Annotated in this window: 20 protein-coding genes and 1 riboswitch; of the genes, 3 read left to right on the top strand and 17 right to left on the bottom strand. The window is 40.9% G+C overall.

The features are described from left to right. Window positions 1-19 precede the first annotated feature (19 nt). The 3 genes from LQ188_RS09030 to LQ188_RS09020 all read right to left on the bottom strand — a co-directional run bounded on the left by LQ188_RS09030 (window position 20) and on the right by LQ188_RS09020 (window position 1,849). Window positions 20-457: a DUF2690 domain-containing protein gene (locus LQ188_RS09030; protein WP_230176842.1), complete on the bottom strand. Its 438-nt coding sequence runs from the start codon at window positions 455-457 to the stop codon at window positions 20-22. A 90-nt stretch (window positions 458-547) separates the two neighbouring features. Beyond that, on the bottom strand, window positions 548-1,021 hold the full coding sequence (locus LQ188_RS09025) for a YjfA family protein (protein WP_101223112.1): 474 nt from the start codon (window positions 1,019-1,021) through the stop codon (window positions 548-550). A gap of 561 nt (window positions 1,022-1,582) precedes the next feature. Further along, complete coding sequence (locus LQ188_RS09020) at window positions 1,583-1,849, bottom strand: transporter suffix domain-containing protein (protein ID WP_230176643.1); 267 nt, start codon at window positions 1,847-1,849, stop codon at window positions 1,583-1,585. Window positions 1,850-2,091: 242 nt separating this feature from the next. Here LQ188_RS09020 and LQ188_RS09015 point away from each other — a divergent pair, with 242 nt between their 5' ends. Next, on the top strand, window positions 2,092-2,772 hold the full coding sequence (locus LQ188_RS09015; protein ID WP_101223113.1) for a copper homeostasis protein CutC: 681 nt from the start codon (window positions 2,092-2,094) through the stop codon (window positions 2,770-2,772). Between the two features lie 409 nt (window positions 2,773-3,181). On the opposite strand, the gene LQ188_RS26990 is transcribed toward LQ188_RS09015, so the two are convergent. From LQ188_RS26990 to LQ188_RS09000, 4 genes are all read right to left on the bottom strand, one after another. Beyond that, window positions 3,182-3,409 (bottom strand): UPF0715 family protein, encoded by a 228-nt coding sequence (locus LQ188_RS26990; RefSeq protein WP_101223115.1) that lies wholly within the window; start codon window positions 3,407-3,409, stop codon window positions 3,182-3,184. Between the two features lie 127 nt (window positions 3,410-3,536). Continuing rightward, entirely contained in the window at window positions 3,537-4,403 is an 867-nt protein-coding gene (locus LQ188_RS09010) for a putative protein N(5)-glutamine methyltransferase (RefSeq protein WP_101223116.1), read from the bottom strand. A gap of 139 nt (window positions 4,404-4,542) precedes the next feature. After that, entirely contained in the window at window positions 4,543-5,280 is a 738-nt protein-coding gene (locus LQ188_RS09005) for a MerR family transcriptional regulator (protein ID WP_230176642.1), read from the bottom strand. Window positions 5,281-5,870: 590 nt separating this feature from the next. Further along, on the bottom strand, window positions 5,871-6,719 hold the full coding sequence (locus LQ188_RS09000; protein WP_230176641.1) for a pentapeptide repeat-containing protein: 849 nt from the start codon (window positions 6,717-6,719) through the stop codon (window positions 5,871-5,873). A 264-nt stretch (window positions 6,720-6,983) separates the two neighbouring features. On the opposite strand from LQ188_RS09000, the gene yyaC reads away from it, so the two are divergent. Then, a complete protein-coding gene (gene yyaC / locus LQ188_RS08995; protein ID WP_230176640.1) occupies window positions 6,984-7,556 on the top strand; it encodes a spore protease YyaC in 573 nt (190 codons plus the stop codon). A 174-nt stretch (window positions 7,557-7,730) separates the two neighbouring features. Here yyaC and LQ188_RS08990 read toward each other — a convergent pair whose 3' ends face one another. From LQ188_RS08990 to LQ188_RS08950, 9 genes are all read right to left on the bottom strand, one after another. Then, on the bottom strand, window positions 7,731-7,877 hold the full coding sequence (locus LQ188_RS08990) for a hypothetical protein (RefSeq protein ID WP_230176639.1): 147 nt from the start codon (window positions 7,875-7,877) through the stop codon (window positions 7,731-7,733). A 57-nt stretch (window positions 7,878-7,934) separates the two neighbouring features. Beyond that, entirely contained in the window at window positions 7,935-9,245 is a 1,311-nt protein-coding gene (locus tag LQ188_RS08985) for a citrate:proton symporter (protein ID WP_230176638.1), read from the bottom strand. 173 nt (window positions 9,246-9,418) lie between these two features. Continuing rightward, window positions 9,419-10,123 (bottom strand): response regulator, encoded by a 705-nt coding sequence (locus LQ188_RS08980; protein ID WP_230176637.1) that lies wholly within the window; start codon window positions 10,121-10,123, stop codon window positions 9,419-9,421. Window positions 10,124-10,125: 2 nt separating this feature from the next. Continuing rightward, the gene (locus LQ188_RS08975; protein WP_230176636.1) at window positions 10,126-11,730 is read right to left on the bottom strand and encodes a sensor histidine kinase; all 1,605 of its coding nucleotides are present in this window, start codon (window positions 11,728-11,730) and stop codon (window positions 10,126-10,128) included. 175 nt (window positions 11,731-11,905) lie between these two features. Continuing rightward, window positions 11,906-12,364, bottom strand: a complete 459-nt coding sequence (locus LQ188_RS08970) for a VOC family protein (protein ID WP_230176635.1) — start codon at window positions 12,362-12,364, stop codon at window positions 11,906-11,908. Window positions 12,365-12,539: 175 nt separating this feature from the next. Then, window positions 12,540-13,529, bottom strand: coding sequence for an ABC transporter substrate-binding protein (locus LQ188_RS08965; RefSeq protein ID WP_230176634.1), 990 nt, complete (start codon window positions 13,527-13,529; stop codon window positions 12,540-12,542). A gap of 27 nt (window positions 13,530-13,556) precedes the next feature. Then, window positions 13,557-14,324, bottom strand: a complete 768-nt coding sequence (locus tag LQ188_RS08960; protein ID WP_230176633.1) for a heme ABC transporter ATP-binding protein — start codon at window positions 14,322-14,324, stop codon at window positions 13,557-13,559. Next, complete coding sequence (locus LQ188_RS08955) at window positions 14,321-15,349, bottom strand: iron ABC transporter permease (RefSeq protein ID WP_230176841.1); 1,029 nt, start codon at window positions 15,347-15,349, stop codon at window positions 14,321-14,323. The genes LQ188_RS08960 and LQ188_RS08955 overlap by 4 nt, the downstream gene beginning before the upstream one ends. A gap of 243 nt (window positions 15,350-15,592) precedes the next feature. Next, window positions 15,593-15,782: riboswitch (cobalamin riboswitch) on the bottom strand. A gap of 107 nt (window positions 15,783-15,889) precedes the next feature. Further along, window positions 15,890-16,399, bottom strand: a complete 510-nt coding sequence (locus tag LQ188_RS08950; RefSeq protein WP_230176840.1) for a GNAT family N-acetyltransferase — start codon at window positions 16,397-16,399, stop codon at window positions 15,890-15,892. Between the two features lie 297 nt (window positions 16,400-16,696). Here LQ188_RS08950 and LQ188_RS08945 point away from each other — a divergent pair, with 297 nt between their 5' ends. Next, window positions 16,697-18,085 (top strand): L-cystine transporter, encoded by a 1,389-nt coding sequence (locus LQ188_RS08945; RefSeq protein ID WP_072273439.1) that lies wholly within the window; start codon window positions 16,697-16,699, stop codon window positions 18,083-18,085. A gap of 52 nt (window positions 18,086-18,137) precedes the next feature. On the opposite strand, the gene LQ188_RS08940 is transcribed toward LQ188_RS08945, so the two are convergent. Beyond that, complete coding sequence (locus tag LQ188_RS08940; RefSeq protein ID WP_101223123.1) at window positions 18,138-18,794, bottom strand: phosphatase PAP2 family protein; 657 nt, start codon at window positions 18,792-18,794, stop codon at window positions 18,138-18,140. Window positions 18,795-18,958: the final 164 nt, after the last annotated feature.

Below are 18,958 nucleotides of genomic sequence, written 5' to 3'. Positions count from 1 at the left end.
CTTTTTTTGCCTTTGTTTTTCAGTACCAAATGGTCACCGCTTTTTTATATGCATCACTATTAGGTATCGCATGTATCCCTTGGGCCTGTGCCTTTCGCGGATCATAATCATATACCATTGGTGTATAGCACGAGGTCTGCCCGATATTCACAACACCATTGCCCCCAGAACTGGCGCATGTATAGGCCTTACCATCAGTACTTCGGACGATCCTGGCATCCGCCTCATGGTTGTATACCGCGGGCCGTGTTACGGTCACTTTTGCCCATGCGGTTTTACAGACAGTGCTGAATTTCAATTCTACGTACGAATTGGAATCGATCCATTTTTTATCCTTCGTTACCGCCGAACTTGCACAACTATTATAGTAAGGACTTTTTCCATCATAGGTGTGTGTTTCGGCCAGTGCTTGATTTTTTCCAAAACCAAAGTCGACAAGAAACATCGACAGTGTCATCACAATGGATAAACCTATCATTTTAAGCTTTTTATTCAATACATTCATCCTTTCTTTGCAAAAATATAGATGAAGGTTTTTCCCTTTTCATTAATACCAATCGGTTTCACCTGCTGTATATGGCCAAAAAGCGACCGCTTTTGCTTTTCGCGGATCTAAATCATATACCATTGGTGTATAGCATGACGTTTGACCTTTATTTATTTCACCATTTCCTCCAGGAGATGCACAGCTAAATTGTTTATTATCAGTATTTCGGACAACCAATGCAGTTGCCTCCCCGTCTGTTTTAGCTGGTCTGCTTAGAGTGATCTTCGCCCATGCGGTTTTACAGACAGTGCTGAATTTTAACTCCAAATTGGCAGAACCGCCATTGGCATAAATTTTCACCGACTTCTTCGTGACAGCGCTATTCGCACAACTATTATAGTAAGGACTTTTTCCATCATAGGTGTGTGTTTCTGCTGAAGCTTTGCTTACAAAAGAATCAAGGGAGCCAAAAAGTACTAAAGAAGCTACAAAAAATGAAATGCATAAAACCATTTTTTTCATTATTTCACTCATCCCCTTAACAAAATTTATACACTGTTCATCTTACAATTTTGTAATATTCTTACAAGTGATAAATTCCCTAGTTCATGAAAAACTACATCACCGCCTTAAAGTTGCAGCCTGCCATCACTATTACAGTCTTGTATGTCTCGCTTTATCAACTGAATCAGCACAGAGACAAAGTCATTATCCCTATGAGCAATTCAGGACAAATAAGGTAACAACTAAGGACATATGCGTATCGAGCTGAGACAAAACGAGCCAATAGGCTGCCGTTGATTGGTAAGGATACAGGTCGATGTACTTAATGTTTTTTTTCAAGAAAAAAGAAAAACCCCAACAAAACTCGAATCGTTTTGTCCGGGGCTTTATTTTCAATTAACGAGGTTTTCTCTGATCAATCTAATGGTGCTTTCATAATAGTAATCCAATCCCGTTTCACTACTTGCGAACCAGCAGGCCAATATCCCAATCTATGTACTACCTCACGCCGTTGAATGCGATTGGAATCGAAAACTTTCAACAACTCAGTTTCCATTGGGCTTCACTCCCGGCCCTTTTTATAAAACAGCTTCATCCTTTTTCTTTTCTCCAATTTTTCGGGTTTAAATAACCTTTATATTTAGCAGCCACTTCTTTCCCGACCAAAAGTGCTCCTGCCCAAAACATGACCTCCGCAAAGACGATTGCACCTGTTATGACCCCCGCTTTAACCGCAGTCGAAAATGGCGTAAAAGGAGCTACGACAGGAATGATCCAAGTGAGAAGGGAAATGATCAGGAACCCCATCCCTACTTTGTAAAACCTCGATTTCTTTATTTCCTTACTTTCTTTATCCAATTAAATAACCTCCGTCATGATGATTTTCATTTAATTACACTGCCGAACATTCCACTTTCAAATATACCATTGAATATATTCTTTTTTTATACGTTTGAAAGTTCATTTCGTTTCATAAATAGCGAAATAAAGAAATTCCATTTGAGGAAAGCTAGGGAAAACTATCTATTAATGAATTGACTTTACTATTCTTAATGGATTTAATAATCTTATAACACTTGCATGAAGGAAAGGAAAATCCAATGTACATTGAATTCATTGCCACAACGATAGAGGATGCCATTATTATCGAAGAATCGGGCGCAGACCGAATCGAGCTTGTCAGTTCTTTAGCCGAGGGGGGATTAACTCCCAGCCACGCCCTGATAGAAGCTATCGTCAATTCAGTAAAGATACCAGTCAACGTGATGGTAAGGCCTCATAGCCAGTCGTTTAGTTATACGAAAAATGATTTGGAAATAATGAAAAAAGATATCGAAATCATTCGATCACTGGGAGCCAACGGGGTTGTATTGGGTGCATTAAATGAAAATAATGAAATCAATCGACCATATCTCGAAGAATTATTGACGGTATGTGAAGGTTTGGAGATTACATTCCACCGAGCCATCGATGAAACAAACGACCCGGTCATTTCAGCTGAAATGCTAGCACAATATCCAGAAATCACAACGATATTGACCTCAGGAGGTAATGGGGATCTCCCCAGCCGCATGAAAACGATTCAACAAATGAAAAGAGTCAGCGGCGATATAGCCATACTGGTTGGAAGCGGCTTAAATAAGGATAATATCCTTTCTATCCATTCCGAACTGCATACCGGTCACTATCATTTCGGTACGGCTGTTCGAAAAAATAACAGTATGATTGAAGGAGTTACATTAGAAAAAGCAAAAGAAATCGTAAACTTGCTAAAGAAATAATGTCGAAAAGGGATCATTTAACTGGTCCCTTCTGTTTGTCAAAAGGGGTTCTATCAAAATTTTAAATCAATGTTGATGAAACGGAAGGTGCGAGACTCCTGTGGGAAAGCGCCTCCAGGGGGAGACCGCAGGCGCAAAGGCGCCGAGGAAGCTCCCGGACCGCCCGCGGAAAGCGAGTGCCTGGAGGCAACGTTTGAATTTGTCTACAATCTGAAGGTCCCATTTCAAGATACAGGGCTCTTTTTTTGTAAAAAGACCGAGTCCCAAAACCAAAAAAACAGTGCCGCAGAAAGGCTTATTGCATAGTAATTCTTTGTAGTTAAAACATCCATACTGAAGTCAAAATTAAGCACCGCACTATAAATGAATACAGCCAGCAAACAGAAAAAAATATAAAAACTAAAATAAATTAAACGAATTTTTTAGGATGTTTATTGAAAAGGACCTGTACCGGAACAGCAAATAATAAATAAGGGATAACAACATAAAAAGAAAACACGATAATGCCAAGCACCCCCCAGGTACCGAAGCTAAATATAACCAACATCGTGGAAATCGACAGACAGGAAAAGACTAGACTAAAAAAATAATAAGGATCACATCGCTTAGCTCCGATACCTTTTGACTCATTTTCCAAAGTTCCATTTAAACTGGCACCTCAAGATGACTTGGATTTTTTTATTGCTCGATTGCCTCATTTTGTTGCAAAAATTTGATTATTGAAGGTCACGGTTTTTCCCCTAGCCTTAACTTAACAAGTGCCCTCAAACATTTCTTTTGAGTGCGGGCCTGGTTCCAATTACGACAGTGGCGTCCAGTTCTTCACACTTTACCATCTGCGGCATCATCCCGTATCCAGCAAAGATTTCAACGGTCTGCATCGCTTGCCGCTCACTCGTCTCGACTAACAAATGGGAGCCCGGCGCCAACCAAAGTGTTGCCGAGGCCGCAACCCTTCGCTGGACATCAAGCCCGTCCGCCCCTCCGTCTAATGCCACCCTCGCCTCATGCATGCGCGCTTCATGGGGTAATAGACCGATTCCCTCAGTGGGGACGTATGGTGCGTTTGCGACCAGGACGTCAACACGTCCCCGTAAATTTGCTGGAAGCGGTTCATAGAGGTCCCCTTCGTATACCTGACCATTGATTGAAGTGACGTTACGACGCGCGCACCGCACCGCGGCTGGGTCAATGTCGACTGCGTACAACTCGATACCTTCGAGAACATCGCCAACTGCGGAGCCAACCGCGCCCGTGCCGCAGCACAAGTCCACTACGACTGCTCCTGGCATAGCGAGTGCTGTCACTTGGCGGACCAAAAACTCGGTCCGTCGGCGGGGTACGAAAACTCCGAGATGAACCTCTATCCGGATACCGCAGAATTCCGCCCAACCGATGACGTGTTCAAGGGGCAAACCCGCTATCCGTCTATCCACCATCCCAGCCAGTTCGGCCGTTGTCCCCGCCGCGTTGATAAGCAAACGGGCCTCTTCCTCGGCGAAAACACAACCTGCGGCCCTAAGTTTAGTGACGATACTTGTATAAATGGTATCTCCATTAAAAACAGCAACTTTACTTCCATCAACATCATTGATTTTCCCGAGGTTAAAGGAATCATTCCTAAATTCCATAAGTTTCCCCCTGTTCTCTTAAATTCTAAATATTCCCATAATCACAGTATACAACTTCTTAAACTGACCGTCCCCTTAGCACCAAAATAAAAAGGTTGCCGCAGCAACCTTCCATCATGAAATCTCTCAAACTTGAGTTTTAATTTTTGTTAGCGTCAGCAAAGTGCCCCATCGCATCACACATGAATTTTGCCAACCCTTCACCATATTGGTCGATATTTTTGGTGAAGCGTTGATCGTCCACGTACATTTGACCTAATCCTTTGAAAGCATCCAGCGAGTATGTGCCGAAGTTATTGTTCAAACAATCATACCATTCTTTAATTGCCTCTTGTGCCTCCTCCGACTTTGGCGAGCCATTTCGGATTGACGCAAGTTTTAAATAGATTGCTGATACAACTTTCTGTGCATCTTTGGACATGCCCGCCACTTTAGCCTTCGACTCATCGACAGCTTTATCCCCCCAAAGCTTGCGAGCTTCTTCTTCATATGGATTCTGACTGAAGTCAAACCCTTCAAATTTTTCTTTATTCGTCATTTGAATTTCCCCTTTCATATGTTTAATCGATTTTTCGACCGTCTTAATTAATTTATCGAGCTGACTGCGTTTCTCCAGCAACATTTTTTGATGTTGCTTTAACGCATCTTGTTTATCAAACGAAGAGCTGCTAATCATTTGTTTTATTTCCTTTAATGGCATGCCAAGTTCCCTGAAAAACAGGATTTGCTGCAACATTTCAAGATTATCATTCGAATAAAGGCGATAACCTGCATCGGTTATTTCCTCTGGCGATAATAACCCGATTTCATCATAATAATGCAGCGTCCGCACACTAATGCCAACCAAATCGGCTAACTCCTTCACTTTCATTGCCACTGCTCTTTACCTCCTTCCGATATCATTAACAGTAAGGTATTACGCAACGTCAGAGTCAAATGGAAAAATGAAAATTTTCCGCCCAAATTTAAAAGACGATCCTTCCTAATGAAGAATCGCATGTTAGCAGGGTTCACTCTTTGTAAAAGCTTCGAATTAAAGCAAATCTAATTTTCTTGACCGCTATTGATGTTCATACACTATGTAGTAAATTTCCCATTACTCGTGAATCTGGCGCTTTTACTCGTGAGTTTCGTGCTTTTACTCATGAATATGGTGAGTTACTCGTGAATTTCGCGCTTTTACTCGTGGATTTGACGCTTTTACTCGTGAGTTTCGTGCTTTACTCGTGAATTTGACGCTTTTACTCGTGAGTTTGGCACTTTTACTCGTGAGTTTGGCACTTTTACTCGTGAGTTTGGCACTTTTACTCGTGAGTTTGGCACTTTTACTCGTAAGTTTCCGCCTTTTACTCGTGAATTTAGTGCTTTTACTCGTAAGTTTCCGCTTTTTACTCGTGAATTAAACAATCTCATTATTCGTTAAGCGTTTGCTCTGCAAGAAATCTCGCTCCAATCTTAGCTAAACTTCTACCTCCAATGATTGGGAATGCTTATTGAAGGTGGTAATTTTGTCTTTGTGTCTCCTTTAGCCGAGTTAATCTGTGCTTGTGTGATAAAGAAGCTTCCGGTGAGATCGGCACCTCTTAAATCAGCGTCCCTAAAGTCTGCACCAATAAGATCCGTCACTCGCATGTCGGCTTCTCTGAGGTCAGATGCAATAAGCAAAGCTCCTCTTAAGTTCGCTCCCCTAAGGTCAGCTCCTCTCAACTTTGCACCCATCAGGTCACTTCCCCTACCTATTTTGTTCGACTTTTTTTTATTTTTCTTAAATGAAACCTTTGCACGTACCAGTTCACTTGTGCGCAGAAGTAAATCATTAACGATCGCTCTATGAGCTGGCACATTCAGGTCCATGATAGACTTTGGACTTTGTTGAGTGAGATATTCCGTGTCTTCAAAAGCGGTCTGCAATTCTCGGTGAAGAGGTTGCGCATCTTCTAAATTCAGTGCTTCATTTAAGTAGCAAAGCATTTCATGAAGTTGTTGCATAATAGGAAATACATCGAACATTTCCTTTGCTGACTCTGGGTTGTTCCTCCAATCGTTTCCATCATAGGTGAGTTGAGATACCTTTTGACCGGCACCGAAACATTCATATACCGTGCAGCCTTTATACCCTTTAGCTCTGAGATTTTCATGGATGCCGCAACGATAATCTGATTGCAGGTTTGAACATGGTGTACCTCCCTCTTTATCAAATGCAAAATCAGCAGATTTTGCATAAGGCAAAGCCACACAGCACAAACCAAAACAATTCTCACAGTCTGCACGTAATTGATTAAGGATACTATCGTTATTCGTTAATTGATTAAACATTCTTACACTTCCTTCTATAAAACACTGGCTCTGCCTTTCTATAATCAAAAGTTTCATACAGTATATTTTTTTGTTTTCATTTTATCAAAAAAACCAATTTATCTATATATTAACAAAATACAAATAAACAAGAAATGATATTCCACTTGATACGGCGGCTGAAATTGATCATTAGAGGGAAGCAAGTGATTTCCATAATATTTTGAAGAATAATTAATCATGTTATAATTTATTCAAGATCACGGTACTCTAGGGGGTGTAGGCATGTATCCTTTTGATGGCAGGAAAAAAGGTGAGACAAAAATAGAAATGCAGCGTTGCAGCTATACGTTGGATACAAATGCAGAAGGAGAAATAGACGAAATGTCTTTTCAAATCGCAAGAATTCTTCGGCCAATGTCCAAAGAGATCATCTTTTTATGTATTGGATCAGATCGTTCCACAGGAGATTCATTCGGGCCTTTAGTAGGGACGATGCTTAGAGAAAACCAAGTCCCTTATCATGTCTTCGGAACACTCGCAGATCCTGTTCACGCCCATAATTTGAAAAGTGTTTTGAAAGAAATAAAAAAGCAATTTAAAAATCCCTTTATTTTTGGTATCGATGCTTGTTTGGGTGGCTATCATCAAATCGGTTCTATATTTCTGACAAAAGGTCCTTTTACCCCTGGTGAAGCGATGAATAAATCCTTACCTGAATTGGGTGATTATCACCTAAAAGCCGTCGTAAATTATTTAGATCCCCTTTTGCCCCGACAATCTTTAAATGATACGAGACTGCATACTGTAATGAATCTGGCGAAGATTACCACAAGAATCATTGTTAAAAGCGTCTAGGGCAACAGAAAAACCCCAATAAAGCCTTAGCTTTTCGGGGTAAACAATGAAATGCATAACCTTGAAGGACACTCCCATGATTTGCGTTTTAAACATACATCATATTTTGTAAAGTTCCACTTTTCTTTTGCAATAACCTTTTTTTATTAAACACTCTACTATTCATTGCTATCATTATGCTAAACATGGGTCATTAAAGTAAATAACTTCTGATAGAACCTTATTGCCCCGAATATTACAGAAAACTTCCCTTGCTGCTTGTTCTGTTTCAAATTCATACATTACAATACCTCTGCTTTTATAGAGTGTGATGATCCACATTGAAAATCCTCCAATTTTAAAATATCCTTCTGCAAGATAGAGTAACCATTCCTTTTACTAAATGACTCCCAAGATTATCGCGGCTATTGTCATAACAGTGACAGTCCCTAATGCCCATTTCACGGCAAACCGCTGCAGATCCCCGAAGTCAGTGCCAACTAAACCTATTAGCAAATGTGCTGCGGCCACCAAAGGACTCAATACGTGTATCGGCTGCCCTATTAATGAAGCACGCCCTATTTCTGCCGCGCTAATTCCATAAGCATCAGCGGCTTGTGCGATAATAGGAAGTACGCCAAAATAGAATGCATTATTTGACATAAAGAAAGTAAAAGGGGCACTGGCATACGCAACAATAACCGGTAAAAATGGTCCGAAAGATTCCGGGATTAATGAGACCAACGTAATGGCCATTGCATCAATCATTTTCGTTCCAGACATGATGCCGGTAAAAATCCCGGCTGCAATGACAATTGAAACGACGGCCAATGCATTTTTCGAATGAACGGCGATTCGATCCTGCTGATCTTTCAAATCAGGATAATTGACCAATAACGCAATGGCGAAAGCAATCATGAATAAAATGGTCAAAGACATAAAATCAATGATTAATGATGCCATGAGCACAATCGTTAAAATGAAGTTGAACCAGACCAATTTCGGTCTGCGATAATCACGGGAGACCGTAGTTGCCGCTAACTCGGAATTGGCCTCCGAATTCATTTCATTAGTGTGATTATGCTGGATCTCCACTACGCCCAATCTCTTTCGTTCCCCTTTTCCCAATATAAAAGCCACGACAAGAACCCAAATTAGGCCAAACCCCATGACAGGAATCATCGGCAAGAACAATTCCGATGCGTCAAGGTTCAACGAGGCCATCGCCATAGCGGAAGCTCCGCCCCACGGTGTCATATTCATTACACCCATAGATAACATGGCTACAGTGGCTAATATTATTTTGTTCATGCCCAGACGCTTATAAAGGGGTAAAAGTGCTGAGACAGTAATGATGTAAGTAGTTGTCCCGTCCCCATCTAATGCGACGGTCATTGAGAGAATAGCGGTTCCTAAAACTATTTTTAATGGATCTCCTTTTACTATTTTCAATATTTTAGAAATAAGAGGATCAAATAAACCGGAATCTATCATTATTCCAAAATATAAAATCGCAAACAATATCATTATGGCTGTTGAAGCTATACCTTCAACACCATCCTGCATCATGGGACCCAGCTCTGTAAAAAATCCTCCAATCACTCCAAATATGATTGGAACGAGCATAATGGCCACTAGTGCCGATAGTCGCTTCGACATAATTAAATACATGAATACTGCAATCATGGAAAATCCTAAAATGGATAACATCTTCAAGCCCCCTTCTGTTTATCACCATCTCGTTTTGACAGCGCTTTCTTTAGAGACTATCATCCATTATGCCTTATTCACATATAAAGAAAGTAAAAAGAGTTTTTTTCATTTTTTTCACGCCTAAAAAAGAAAAAATCCCATTGATGAAAACGAATTTCATCAACTGGGATTTACATGTGTTTTATTTTATATTTTCTTTCAGGCCTTCCTATACCACCATATAAAACCTCAACTTCCATTTCATTACAAGAAACTAAATACTCCAGGTATCTTCGCATGGTTGAATAACTAATTCCAACGAGTTGACCTAGTTCATCAGCGTTTAAACTGCCATTGACGTTTTGAATCTTGCTTCTGACCATTTTCAAGGTATGTTTGTCAATTCCCTTGGGAAGAGAACTTATTTGGACATCATTTGCTGTATTTGAATTACTTATGGTCCGAAAAAGAGTATCCACTTTATCTTGATTTACTAAATTGCCATTATGCAGCTGCCGTCTCGTCAGGTCGTATTGGTTGAGCGTCGCAAGAAGCTTATCGATAATGATCGGTTTTATAAGGTAACCAAAAGCCCCTCCCCTAATCGCTTCACTGACTGTTTCGGTATCATTCGCGGCGGTGATCAGGATTACATCAATCCCCCGGTATTCCCTCCTAATTTCCCGAAGAAGGTCAATTCCATTCATATCAGGTAAAAAGATATCCAATAAAATTAAGTCCGGTTGTGCGGCATGCAGTATATTCAGCGCTTGCTTGCCTGTGCTAGCTGTAGCTATGACAGTGAATTGATCTAATTGATTCGTAAATTGTTTATATATATTCACTGCATTCTCATCATCTTCAAGAATGACAACTGTAATCGGTCCTTTGGACATTCTCACGCCTCCTTTTCTGCTTTTATATCCTTCGGGAAGACGATTGTAAATCTTGCTCCCCCCAAATAACTGCGATCAATATAAATTTCACCGCTTAAAAGACCAATGGAGTTTTTTACAATGGCCAAGCCGATCCCATGATTTTCCCCATTTTTAGTCGTATAACCATCTGAAAAAATAATATCTTCCATTGCATGAGGGATACCTGGACCGTTATCCTCGATATCAAATATGATTTCGTTTCCTAAATCCGTAAACGAAACTTTGACCTTTCCCCCACTTTTGTTCTTTTGCCGCGCTGCCTCCATCGCATTATCGATGACATTACCAATAACGGAAACCAAGTGATGGGAATCCTCAGGTTTTAATGTACTGTTTAAATTGCTTTCCTGTTCTATTTCTAAAATAACCTGCAATTCTTTTGAACGGTTTATCTTTCCAAGTAAACAGGCGGCGATTAAAGGGTCTTTAACCGATGACATAAGAAACGAAATGATATCTTGCCTCTCCCTCACTTCAGAAGAGATGATGTTCATTGCCCTATCATACTGTTTTAAACTAAGTAATCCATAAATGGTATTTAATTTATTTAAAAACTCATGATTTTGTGCCCGCATATTTTCTGAAAAGGCCTTGATTTCTGAAAATTCATTAGTTAATTGTTCAATTTCTGATACTGTTCTTATTGTTAAAACGATACCCCTGACGTCATTATGATTTAGGATCGGGGATAAATCCAAAATGTATAGCTGTTGGCCTAAAAGTAACTTACGATTGAACTGCCCCTCTTTTGTGCTGATTACCATTTTGATGAGTTTTTCTAAATGCCCATTTACAACTCTCTTTCCCACCATAAGCTGATGATCATGAAACAATTCACGTGCTCTTTTATTCATGGAAGTAACCTGTTTTTCAATATTAATCGTAACGGTAGCATATCGGATGGCATCAAGTGTCGCTTCCCTTTCCTGAAAAAGAAAAGAAATTTCCTCAGGCTCCAGACCTAAAATAAGCTTTTTTAAGCGTCGCGCTATAAATATTGCCCATAAGATTCCTACACTGATCGGGATAAGTGACAAATGAATAATCTTCATTTTATAATTGGATATTTGATCTTGTACATTCTCTACCAAAAATCCTACAGATGAAACACCGATAACTTCCCCTTTATCATTCCAGATAGGAGCCTTAGCTTTAATCGCTGGCCCCGATATCCCATTTCCTTGATAAATAATAGATTTGTGTTCATTTAGTACTGCATCATTACTAGTAGCCGTAGGCTTCCCAATATATTCTGGATTAGGATGAGAGTATCGAAGTCCTTTATGGTCCGCAATGGTTACATAATCTGCACCTGTTGTTTGACGAATCATTTCTGATTCGGGTTGAATCACCTCTGAGGGCTGTTCATCGTCAAATCCCTGGATGATCGTTGGATTTTGAGCCGCTAATTTGGCCACCGTCATTGCTTGCTTACCCATATGGTTTTCGACGATGTCTTCCAGCAGTGTAGAGAATAGGATGCTCACAAGTAAGGTACTGATAAAAACAACGAATATGATAAGTAATGTCATTTGAGTTAATAGGTTCACTCTAATTTTAAACATCCACATGCCAAGCCTTTCCGTATTGATTGCTCATACTCGTATAGTATATTTCATCAAAACAATGATTTGTTTCTTATCAAATGGACTTGAATAAAATTTTGCAAAATCCTAAGTAACAAAACAGTTTAGTTATATTATGGTTGAGACTAGGCAGGAAATTTTTCCTTTACAAAGTTCACCTGGTTAATAGTTCTTCCCATTCTTCAAGTAATAGTTTTTCGGTAATATGCTTATATGCATCAGGGACTTTTATCGAACACATAAGTTCCAGACTATTTCCATCGGGATCATTGAAATAGACGGAAGCGTTTCCTTGGTTCGGACGCACAAAAGGTTCAATGGTTGTCCTTTTTCCAAAAGGGACGACTTCAATTTGCAAGGATTTGAGCCAAGTTAATGCATTTTTCATATTATCATAAGTTACCCGAAAGGCGATATGCCTTAGTGAAGGGTGGTATGGAGTTTGATATTCCTTCCCTTCCCATAAGCCGACCCAGCTTTTGTTTTCCTCGATCCAAAAGAAGGCAGTATCTTCATCCCTCCAAGCTAGTTTCAAGCCTATTTTCTTATAAAAATCCATAGAGATCTCCAGGTTCTTGACTGGTAAATGGGCTTCATATAAACCTTCTATCATATTAGATTCTCCTTCTCCTATAACTTTCATTTTTACGAATTATGATCTGCCAAACAAAATAATTCAAGAAACCGATCCTATTATCCTTCTAATTGGATATAGTAAAACCCGAACAAGGACACGTCTCATTCGTGTCAATTATTCGGGTCATTTGTTCAGCATCCGCTTGGTCGGTTCAAAACTTCTCGGGATAGAGTCCTTCCGCTACTGTCCGTAAGGCTAGTGGTGCACGAATCCCTTCGGCGCCCGCTGAAAGAGGAAGCACGATGATTGCTTTATTTCGAATGGCCGGTACATCCGCCAGTTCACTTTTATTTAATAAGAATGCTTCTTTTTGCTTTATGGGGATATCTCCGTAATCAATGATGGCAAAAACATCCGGATTCCGATCGACGACTTCTTCCCAACTGACCTCAGGCCACCCCCCTTCCGTATCACCAAAAATGTTCTGGCCGCCAGCCATGGAAATGATTCCTGTCATGTAATTATTTTTCGCTGCCGTTCTCGGGACTTCTTCACCGCTGTCATATACGAAAACGTTTTTGGGCTTGCCTGCACTTTCGATTTTTGCTGTAGTTTCTTTTATTTCCCGTTGCATCTCTTTGATGACTTCCGCTGCTTTTTCTTCTACATGAAAGATGCGTCCAATATTCTCAATATCTTTATACACATCTTCTATTGTCGGTGTTGACATATTGGAAGACTCTTGGATATATGTATTGATTCCCGCTTCTTTTAGCTCTTGGACGGTTCCTAACGTTTGTTCCGTAAAGGCGCTTTTCCAGCCTGCATATGCAAAATCCGGCTCAGCTTCAAAGAAAACTTCTTTTGATGGGTATTCCTTGGAAAGCACAGGCACTGTTTCATAGGCATCTTTATACTTTGGCAAAATTTCGTCATCCAAATAAGCCGTACCTGCCATTGAATCCTGCAACCCCAATGCAAGCATGATTTCCGTCGCATGCTGGTTTAGCGTAACCGCACGTTTTGGTGCCTCTGCATAGGTGAATTCATGATCCAGATTAGTGATGACCACTTTTTCTTTTCCACCTTTTTCGCTCTGTTTGCCTCCGTCCTTTGAAGCTTCCTCGGAGTTATTGCAAGCGCCCAATATCATCATTGCCAAAAAAATGATGCTTAACAAAATCTTTCGGTAAACAGTCATATACTTTACCTCATATCCATTGTTTTTTTATATATGTGCTAAAAAGGTGATATGCGTCTTTTGCGTGATGGGGTGTATGCCGATTTCCGTTTCCACCCCGAACACCTTCCTTATCATTTTTGTCGTCAATACAGCTTCTGGTGTTCCGGATGTGATCACTTTGCCATTTTGGATGACATATATATGATCACAATACATGGCTGCCAAGTTTATATCATGCAGAGCTGTCAAGACGGTAACGTCCAGCTTTTTTACAAGGTCCAGCAATTGGAGCTGATGCCTGATGTCTAAATGATTCGTTGGTTCATCCAGGATGATGATATTCGCTTCCTGGGCAAGGGCACGGGCTATGAGGACACGTTGTTTCTCACCACCCGACAAGCTCATGAAACTCCTGTCTTCAAATCCACTCATTTCAACGCGAGCTAATGCTTGATTGACGATTCCTCTATCTATCTCCGTATCTCCCTGAAATAACCGCTTATGAGGATGCCGTCCCATCCAAACCATCTCTTGTACACTAAAGTCGAAGGTCAGGGATGTTTCCTGACTGACAACCGCCATTTCCCTGGCTGTTTGTTTCTGTGAAAGCCGGTAAAGGTCACGGCCGTCCAGGTGAACAGCTCCCGTATGAGGCTTCAAGATCCGAGAAGCATTTTTTAATAAAGTGGATTTCCCACTCCCATTCGGACCGATCAGCCCAACGAACTGCCCAGTTTTTATTTGCAGTGATATATCCTCAATGATAGGAGTGTCCAGAATTGAATAGGATACTTCTTCAATAGCTAATCTCACTTGCCCCCACCTCCAAATGAATATGAACTTCGCCGCAAAAGCCAAATGAAGAATGGTCCTCCGCAAAGTGCGGTGACAACCCCAATCGGAAGTTCTTGAGGTGCCAGGACCAGCCGGGCACAAACATCTGACCAAATGACGAGGATCATGCCAATCAATATGCTGCATGAAAGAACACGTTTATGGTCTGTCCCGACCAATAGCCGGGCTAAATGCGGTACGACCAGACCGATGAACCCAATCGAACCGCTTACAGCCACAACTGTTCCCGTAACAAGGGATGTAATGATGATCAGAACTTTACGGAAGGCTTCCATATTGACTCCGAGCGTCGCGGCTACTTCTTCACCCATCAATAAGATATTGAGGGAGCGGGATTGTACGATAAGGAACAAGGAAACCACAAGCACCACAACCGCTGGAATCGGTATGTATTCCCATTTTGCCCCCGCTAAGCTGCCCATCATCCAAAACATCGCTTCACGGATGCCGGAATCTTTTGGTGCAAGAGTGACAATGAAATTAGTGACGGCAGACATGATCATTGAAATGGCTACACCCGCCAATAACAGCCTTGTCGTTTGAATTCTCCCTCCCACTTGAGCCAATAAATACACGGAAAGCATCGCAGCCATGGCCCCCAGGAAGGCACCGAATGATAACGCATATTGACCGAATATAGGAAGCGCCCCAAAAAGAATGACAAGGGTTGCAGCAACAGAGGAACCAGATGAAATGCCCAGAATATACGGATCTGCAAGTGAATTGCGCACCAAGGCCTGGATGACGACACCCACTACGGATAATCCCGCACCTACCACCGCACCGAGCAATACACGGGGCAGGCGGATATCCCAAATGATCCGCTCTTGTGCGATACTCCAATTCACCTCCAGAAAACCACCGATAAAAGGCAGATGCCCTAAGGCAATCTTCCAAACCGTTATTGCTGACATCTTAACTGGCCCAAGGGTAACAGCGAATGTAACTGATAATAAAAGGATGCACAGCAAGAAAAATAGCAGAAAACGAAACCTGCGCTTGGCATTTCTCTCAAAATGAGGTTCTTCAAGCACATCCCCTCTCTCTTTCAATGAGCTTCTAATCAATGACTCTTCCAATGATGAAATCCTCCTTCAAAAAAAAAACACAAAAAAACCCCAATCCTTTTAACAAAGAATGGAGTTACGAGTATAGGCCAAAAAATACGGAAGGACCTAAGTCCGCCTTTTCTTACTCTCGAACACCTCTCCTCTCAGCGAAGGAAAAATTGGTGATGCTCACTGGGTAGGTCTCCTGGCTTCCAGATCAACATTTCCTTTCGTCTTCCCTGACTGACGGTCAAGTGACATCCTGAAAGAAAACTCCTTGGTTACAGTGGCGCGACCACTCGGGATTTGCACCCGATTCCCTGTTACCCTTTGTTCACACAAAGGCACCCAGCGGCAAATATATGAACTTCGCAAAATTTTCCAAACATTAAATACAACGTTAGTATAGTATACTCCCTATCTTTTCACAATTAAAAAAATGGGAATGCGGTCTATTAGTAGAGGAATATGGATTTATAGATTCTTTCTATAATGGTAGAATGTTAGCTTTTGACCAGTATCTGCACTAATTTCCTCATTAATCGAAATCCGTTCAAAACCGTTTTTCACTAAAACCTTTTGGGAAGCGATATTGTCGCTTGTCGTTTTGGCATGTATTTGAGTCACATTCAATTCCGGCGCCAGATTAACCAAAAGCTTTAAAGCTTTGTTCGCAATCCCTTTTTGCGTAAACGCTTCTCCGATTCTATAACCAACATGTGCCGTACCTTTTATTGGGTCGATATCCACAAGATTAATTCTGCCGACGATTATGCCTGAACCATCCTTAATCAAATAAAAAGAGGAGATAGCATCTTCTTGCTCTTTTAATAATTCCTTATGCCTGATTCCAAACGTTCCAAAGCTATAATAATCATCTCCCCGGCCTGGGACCGTTTGCTCGAAAAACCTTCTATTATTGCATTCAAATGCAAATAACGCTTGTGCATCCTGTTCATTAAGCCTGTCAATGTATATATCCATCATTCCTTCATCCTTTCAAAAAAACGCTAAGCATATGCGGCCTGATATATCATTCAAGAAAACCAAGTGCTTATCCTTCCTGATAAATATATATAATGAAAGGATTTATAACTAGCTTGTTCCAGCCACCCTTTATTGTTCCCTCTAACCCATTTCGTGAATAGAGATAAATACATGAATTACTTGAAAAGTCAAAAATAAATTATTTTCTTCTGGTAAAAAATAAACGGATGATGTATCATAGTCTTCAGATATTCATTATTCTCATTTGGTTAATCGGAATTAGGAGGAATATATATGATTGGTTATGTGTTTTTAAATCTTGCCATAATGCTCGTTCTTTTAGGCGTTTTATTTTACATGAATAAGAAGCATATTTCCTTTACAAAAAGGGTCTTTACTGGACTTGGTTTAGGGATTGTATTCGGACTTCTTTTGCAGTATTTCTATGAACCTCAGTCAGAAGCGATCGTTAAATCGGTCGATTGGTTTAACATTGTAGGTTCAGGCTATGTCAAGTTCCTGCAAATGATCGTCATGCCGCTTGTCTTCATTTCGATCTTATCCGCATTCACAAGATTGAAACTGACTAGCAATATTGGAAAAATCAGTGTCCTGATCATCGGGATCCTGCTTGGAACGACCGCAATTGCAGCAGCTGTTGGGATCACCTCAGCAACTGTATTCAATTTGGAAGCCGTTCAAATTGAGCAAGGGGAAGCGGAGTTAAGCCGCGGGGATCAAATATCGGAAACATACGGTACGATTCAGGATAAAACGATGCCGCAGCAAATCCTTGAGTTGATTCCGTCCAATCCGTTCCTTGATTTAACGGGTGCACGTCCGACATCAACCATTTCCGTTGTAATTTTTGCTGCATTTCTTGGGATTGCCTATTTAGGGGTCAAAAGGAAACAGCCTGAACATGCTGAATTTTTTGCTAAAATAGTAGATACATTGCACAGCATCATCATGCGCGTTGTAACATTGATCCTGCGTTTAACACCTTACGGGATCTTGGCGATCATGACGAAGACTGTAGCTACGAGTGATTTGGATGCAATCCTGAAATTGGGGAAATTCGTCGGTGCCTCTTATGTCGCCCTGATTGTCATGTTCCTCATCCATCTGTTATTGCTGATGCTTGCAGGATTGAATCCAATCGTATATTTGAGAAAAGCTTTCCCGGTATTATCATTTGCCTTCACTTCAAGAACAAGTGCAGGAGCTCTGCCATTGAACATCCAGACACAGAAACAACTAGGGGTGTCCGAAGGTATTGCCAACTTTGCCGGATCCTTCGGCTTGTCGATCGGTCAAAACGGCTGTGCCGGAATCTATCCGGCCATGTTAGCGGTCATGATCGCTCCAACGGTTGGGATCAACCCGCTAGATCCTTCCTTTATAGCCATGTTGATTGCCATCGTGGCCATTAGCTCATTCGGGGTTGCAGGTGTAGGCGGAGGAGCAACATTCGCTGCCATCCTAGTATTATCTGCAATGAACTTGCCAATCGCCTTGGCCGGTCTGCTGATTTCCGTCGAGCCATTGATCGATATGGGAAGAACGGCTGTGAATGTCAGCGGAAGCATGACTTCCGGTATTCTGACTAGTAAAATAACGGGCGACCTGGATAAGGAACAGTTCAGTGAAGAATCATCTTTGAAAATCGAAGCTGAAATGTAAAATAAAAAAGCATCGGACTTCCATTGGAGGTTCGATGCTTTTTTACATATGGTCACTTTTTAATTTGCCTCGCTGTGTAATGATTGGCCTGAATAGCCGATAGTGCTTGGAACATATACTGGACAGCTGCATATACCCCGCATGCAAGGAGTATTCCAGCGAGTACATCCAATACAGCATGCTGTTTCGTAAATAGCGTGGAGAGGATGATCAGTGTTCCGAATGCAGTGACACTGGCATACTCCCATTTGTGCTGTTCTTTCCGCTTATGGGCGACGATCATCATGATGAATGTAGTCAGTACATGTATGCTGGGAAGACAGTTGACAGGTTGATCATGACTATAGACGAATCGCATTAAATGGGCAAAGATATCGTTACCCACCACTTCCGGACGCGGAACTGTCGTTTGCCAAAGGCAATATACAAGAAAACAGAAAAGTTTCCCCGATATCAAACTGCCTAATCCTACGAAATAGTGCTTTCGGTCAACAAAACAGTAGTAAATCAGCAATCCATAAATATACGGATACCAAAGTAAATAAGGAACGACAAATTCTTTAATAAAGGGAATCTCCCCATCTATTATAGTCGTAACATCGACAGCATGACCTGAAGATTGATTGATGATTGAATAGATGGAACTAGTAATCACCAAAAGTATTAAATAATATAACGGGTGAAAGGATAGTAAGGAATTGTTTTTCATAGCTCGCTCCGACTTTCAATATATTGGTTTTTTTCCAAAGATTATTATACAACATTTTTCACTAGATTATCTCTTTAATTGCTAAAGTTAATGATTCCCATGAACTAGTAAAATGGATATCTCTTACTTTTCATCAGACCATGAATACATAACGAAAGCCATGG

This window comes from Peribacillus sp. Bi134, assembly GCF_918698065.1.
GTDB lineage: Bacteria > Bacillota > Bacilli > Bacillales > DSM-1321 > Peribacillus.
Note: the sequence above shows the minus strand (reverse complement) of the source record. Positions and strands in the feature narration are given on the sequence as shown.

Excerpts from the sequence above, each read along its gene's own strand:
- LQ188_RS09030 (WP_230176842.1), bottom strand. The coding sequence starts at position 457 with ATGACACTGTCGATGTTTCTTGTCGACTTTGGTTTTGGAAAAAATCAA.
- LQ188_RS09025 (WP_101223112.1), bottom strand. The coding sequence starts at position 1,021 with ATGAGTGAAATAATGAAAAAAATGGTTTTATGCATTTCATTTTTTGTA.
- LQ188_RS09015 (WP_101223113.1), top strand. The coding sequence starts at position 2,092 with ATGTACATTGAATTCATTGCCACAACGATAGAGGATGCCATTATTATC.
- LQ188_RS09010 (WP_101223116.1), bottom strand. The coding sequence starts at position 4,403 with ATGGAATTTAGGAATGATTCCTTTAACCTCGGGAAAATCAATGATGTT.
- LQ188_RS09000 (WP_230176641.1), bottom strand. The coding sequence starts at position 6,719 with ATGTTTAATCAATTAACGAATAACGATAGTATCCTTAATCAATTACGT.
- yyaC (WP_230176640.1), top strand. The coding sequence starts at position 6,984 with ATGTATCCTTTTGATGGCAGGAAAAAAGGTGAGACAAAAATAGAAATG.
- LQ188_RS08990 (WP_230176639.1), bottom strand. The coding sequence starts at position 7,877 with ATGTGGATCATCACACTCTATAAAAGCAGAGGTATTGTAATGTATGAA.
- LQ188_RS08985 (WP_230176638.1), bottom strand. The coding sequence starts at position 9,245 with ATGTTATCCATTTTAGGATTTTCCATGATTGCAGTATTCATGTATTTA.
- LQ188_RS08980 (WP_230176637.1), bottom strand. The coding sequence starts at position 10,123 with ATGTCCAAAGGACCGATTACAGTTGTCATTCTTGAAGATGATGAGAAT.
- LQ188_RS08975 (WP_230176636.1), bottom strand. The coding sequence starts at position 11,730 with ATGTTTAAAATTAGAGTGAACCTATTAACTCAAATGACATTACTTATC.
- LQ188_RS08970 (WP_230176635.1), bottom strand. The coding sequence starts at position 12,364 with ATGATAGAAGGTTTATATGAAGCCCATTTACCAGTCAAGAACCTGGAG.
- LQ188_RS08965 (WP_230176634.1), bottom strand. The coding sequence starts at position 13,529 with ATGACTGTTTACCGAAAGATTTTGTTAAGCATCATTTTTTTGGCAATG.
- LQ188_RS08950 (WP_230176840.1), bottom strand. The coding sequence starts at position 16,399 with ATGGATATATACATTGACAGGCTTAATGAACAGGATGCACAAGCGTTA.
- LQ188_RS08945 (WP_072273439.1), top strand. The coding sequence starts at position 16,697 with ATGATTGGTTATGTGTTTTTAAATCTTGCCATAATGCTCGTTCTTTTA.
- LQ188_RS08940 (WP_101223123.1), bottom strand. The coding sequence starts at position 18,794 with ATGAAAAACAATTCCTTACTATCCTTTCACCCGTTATATTATTTAATA.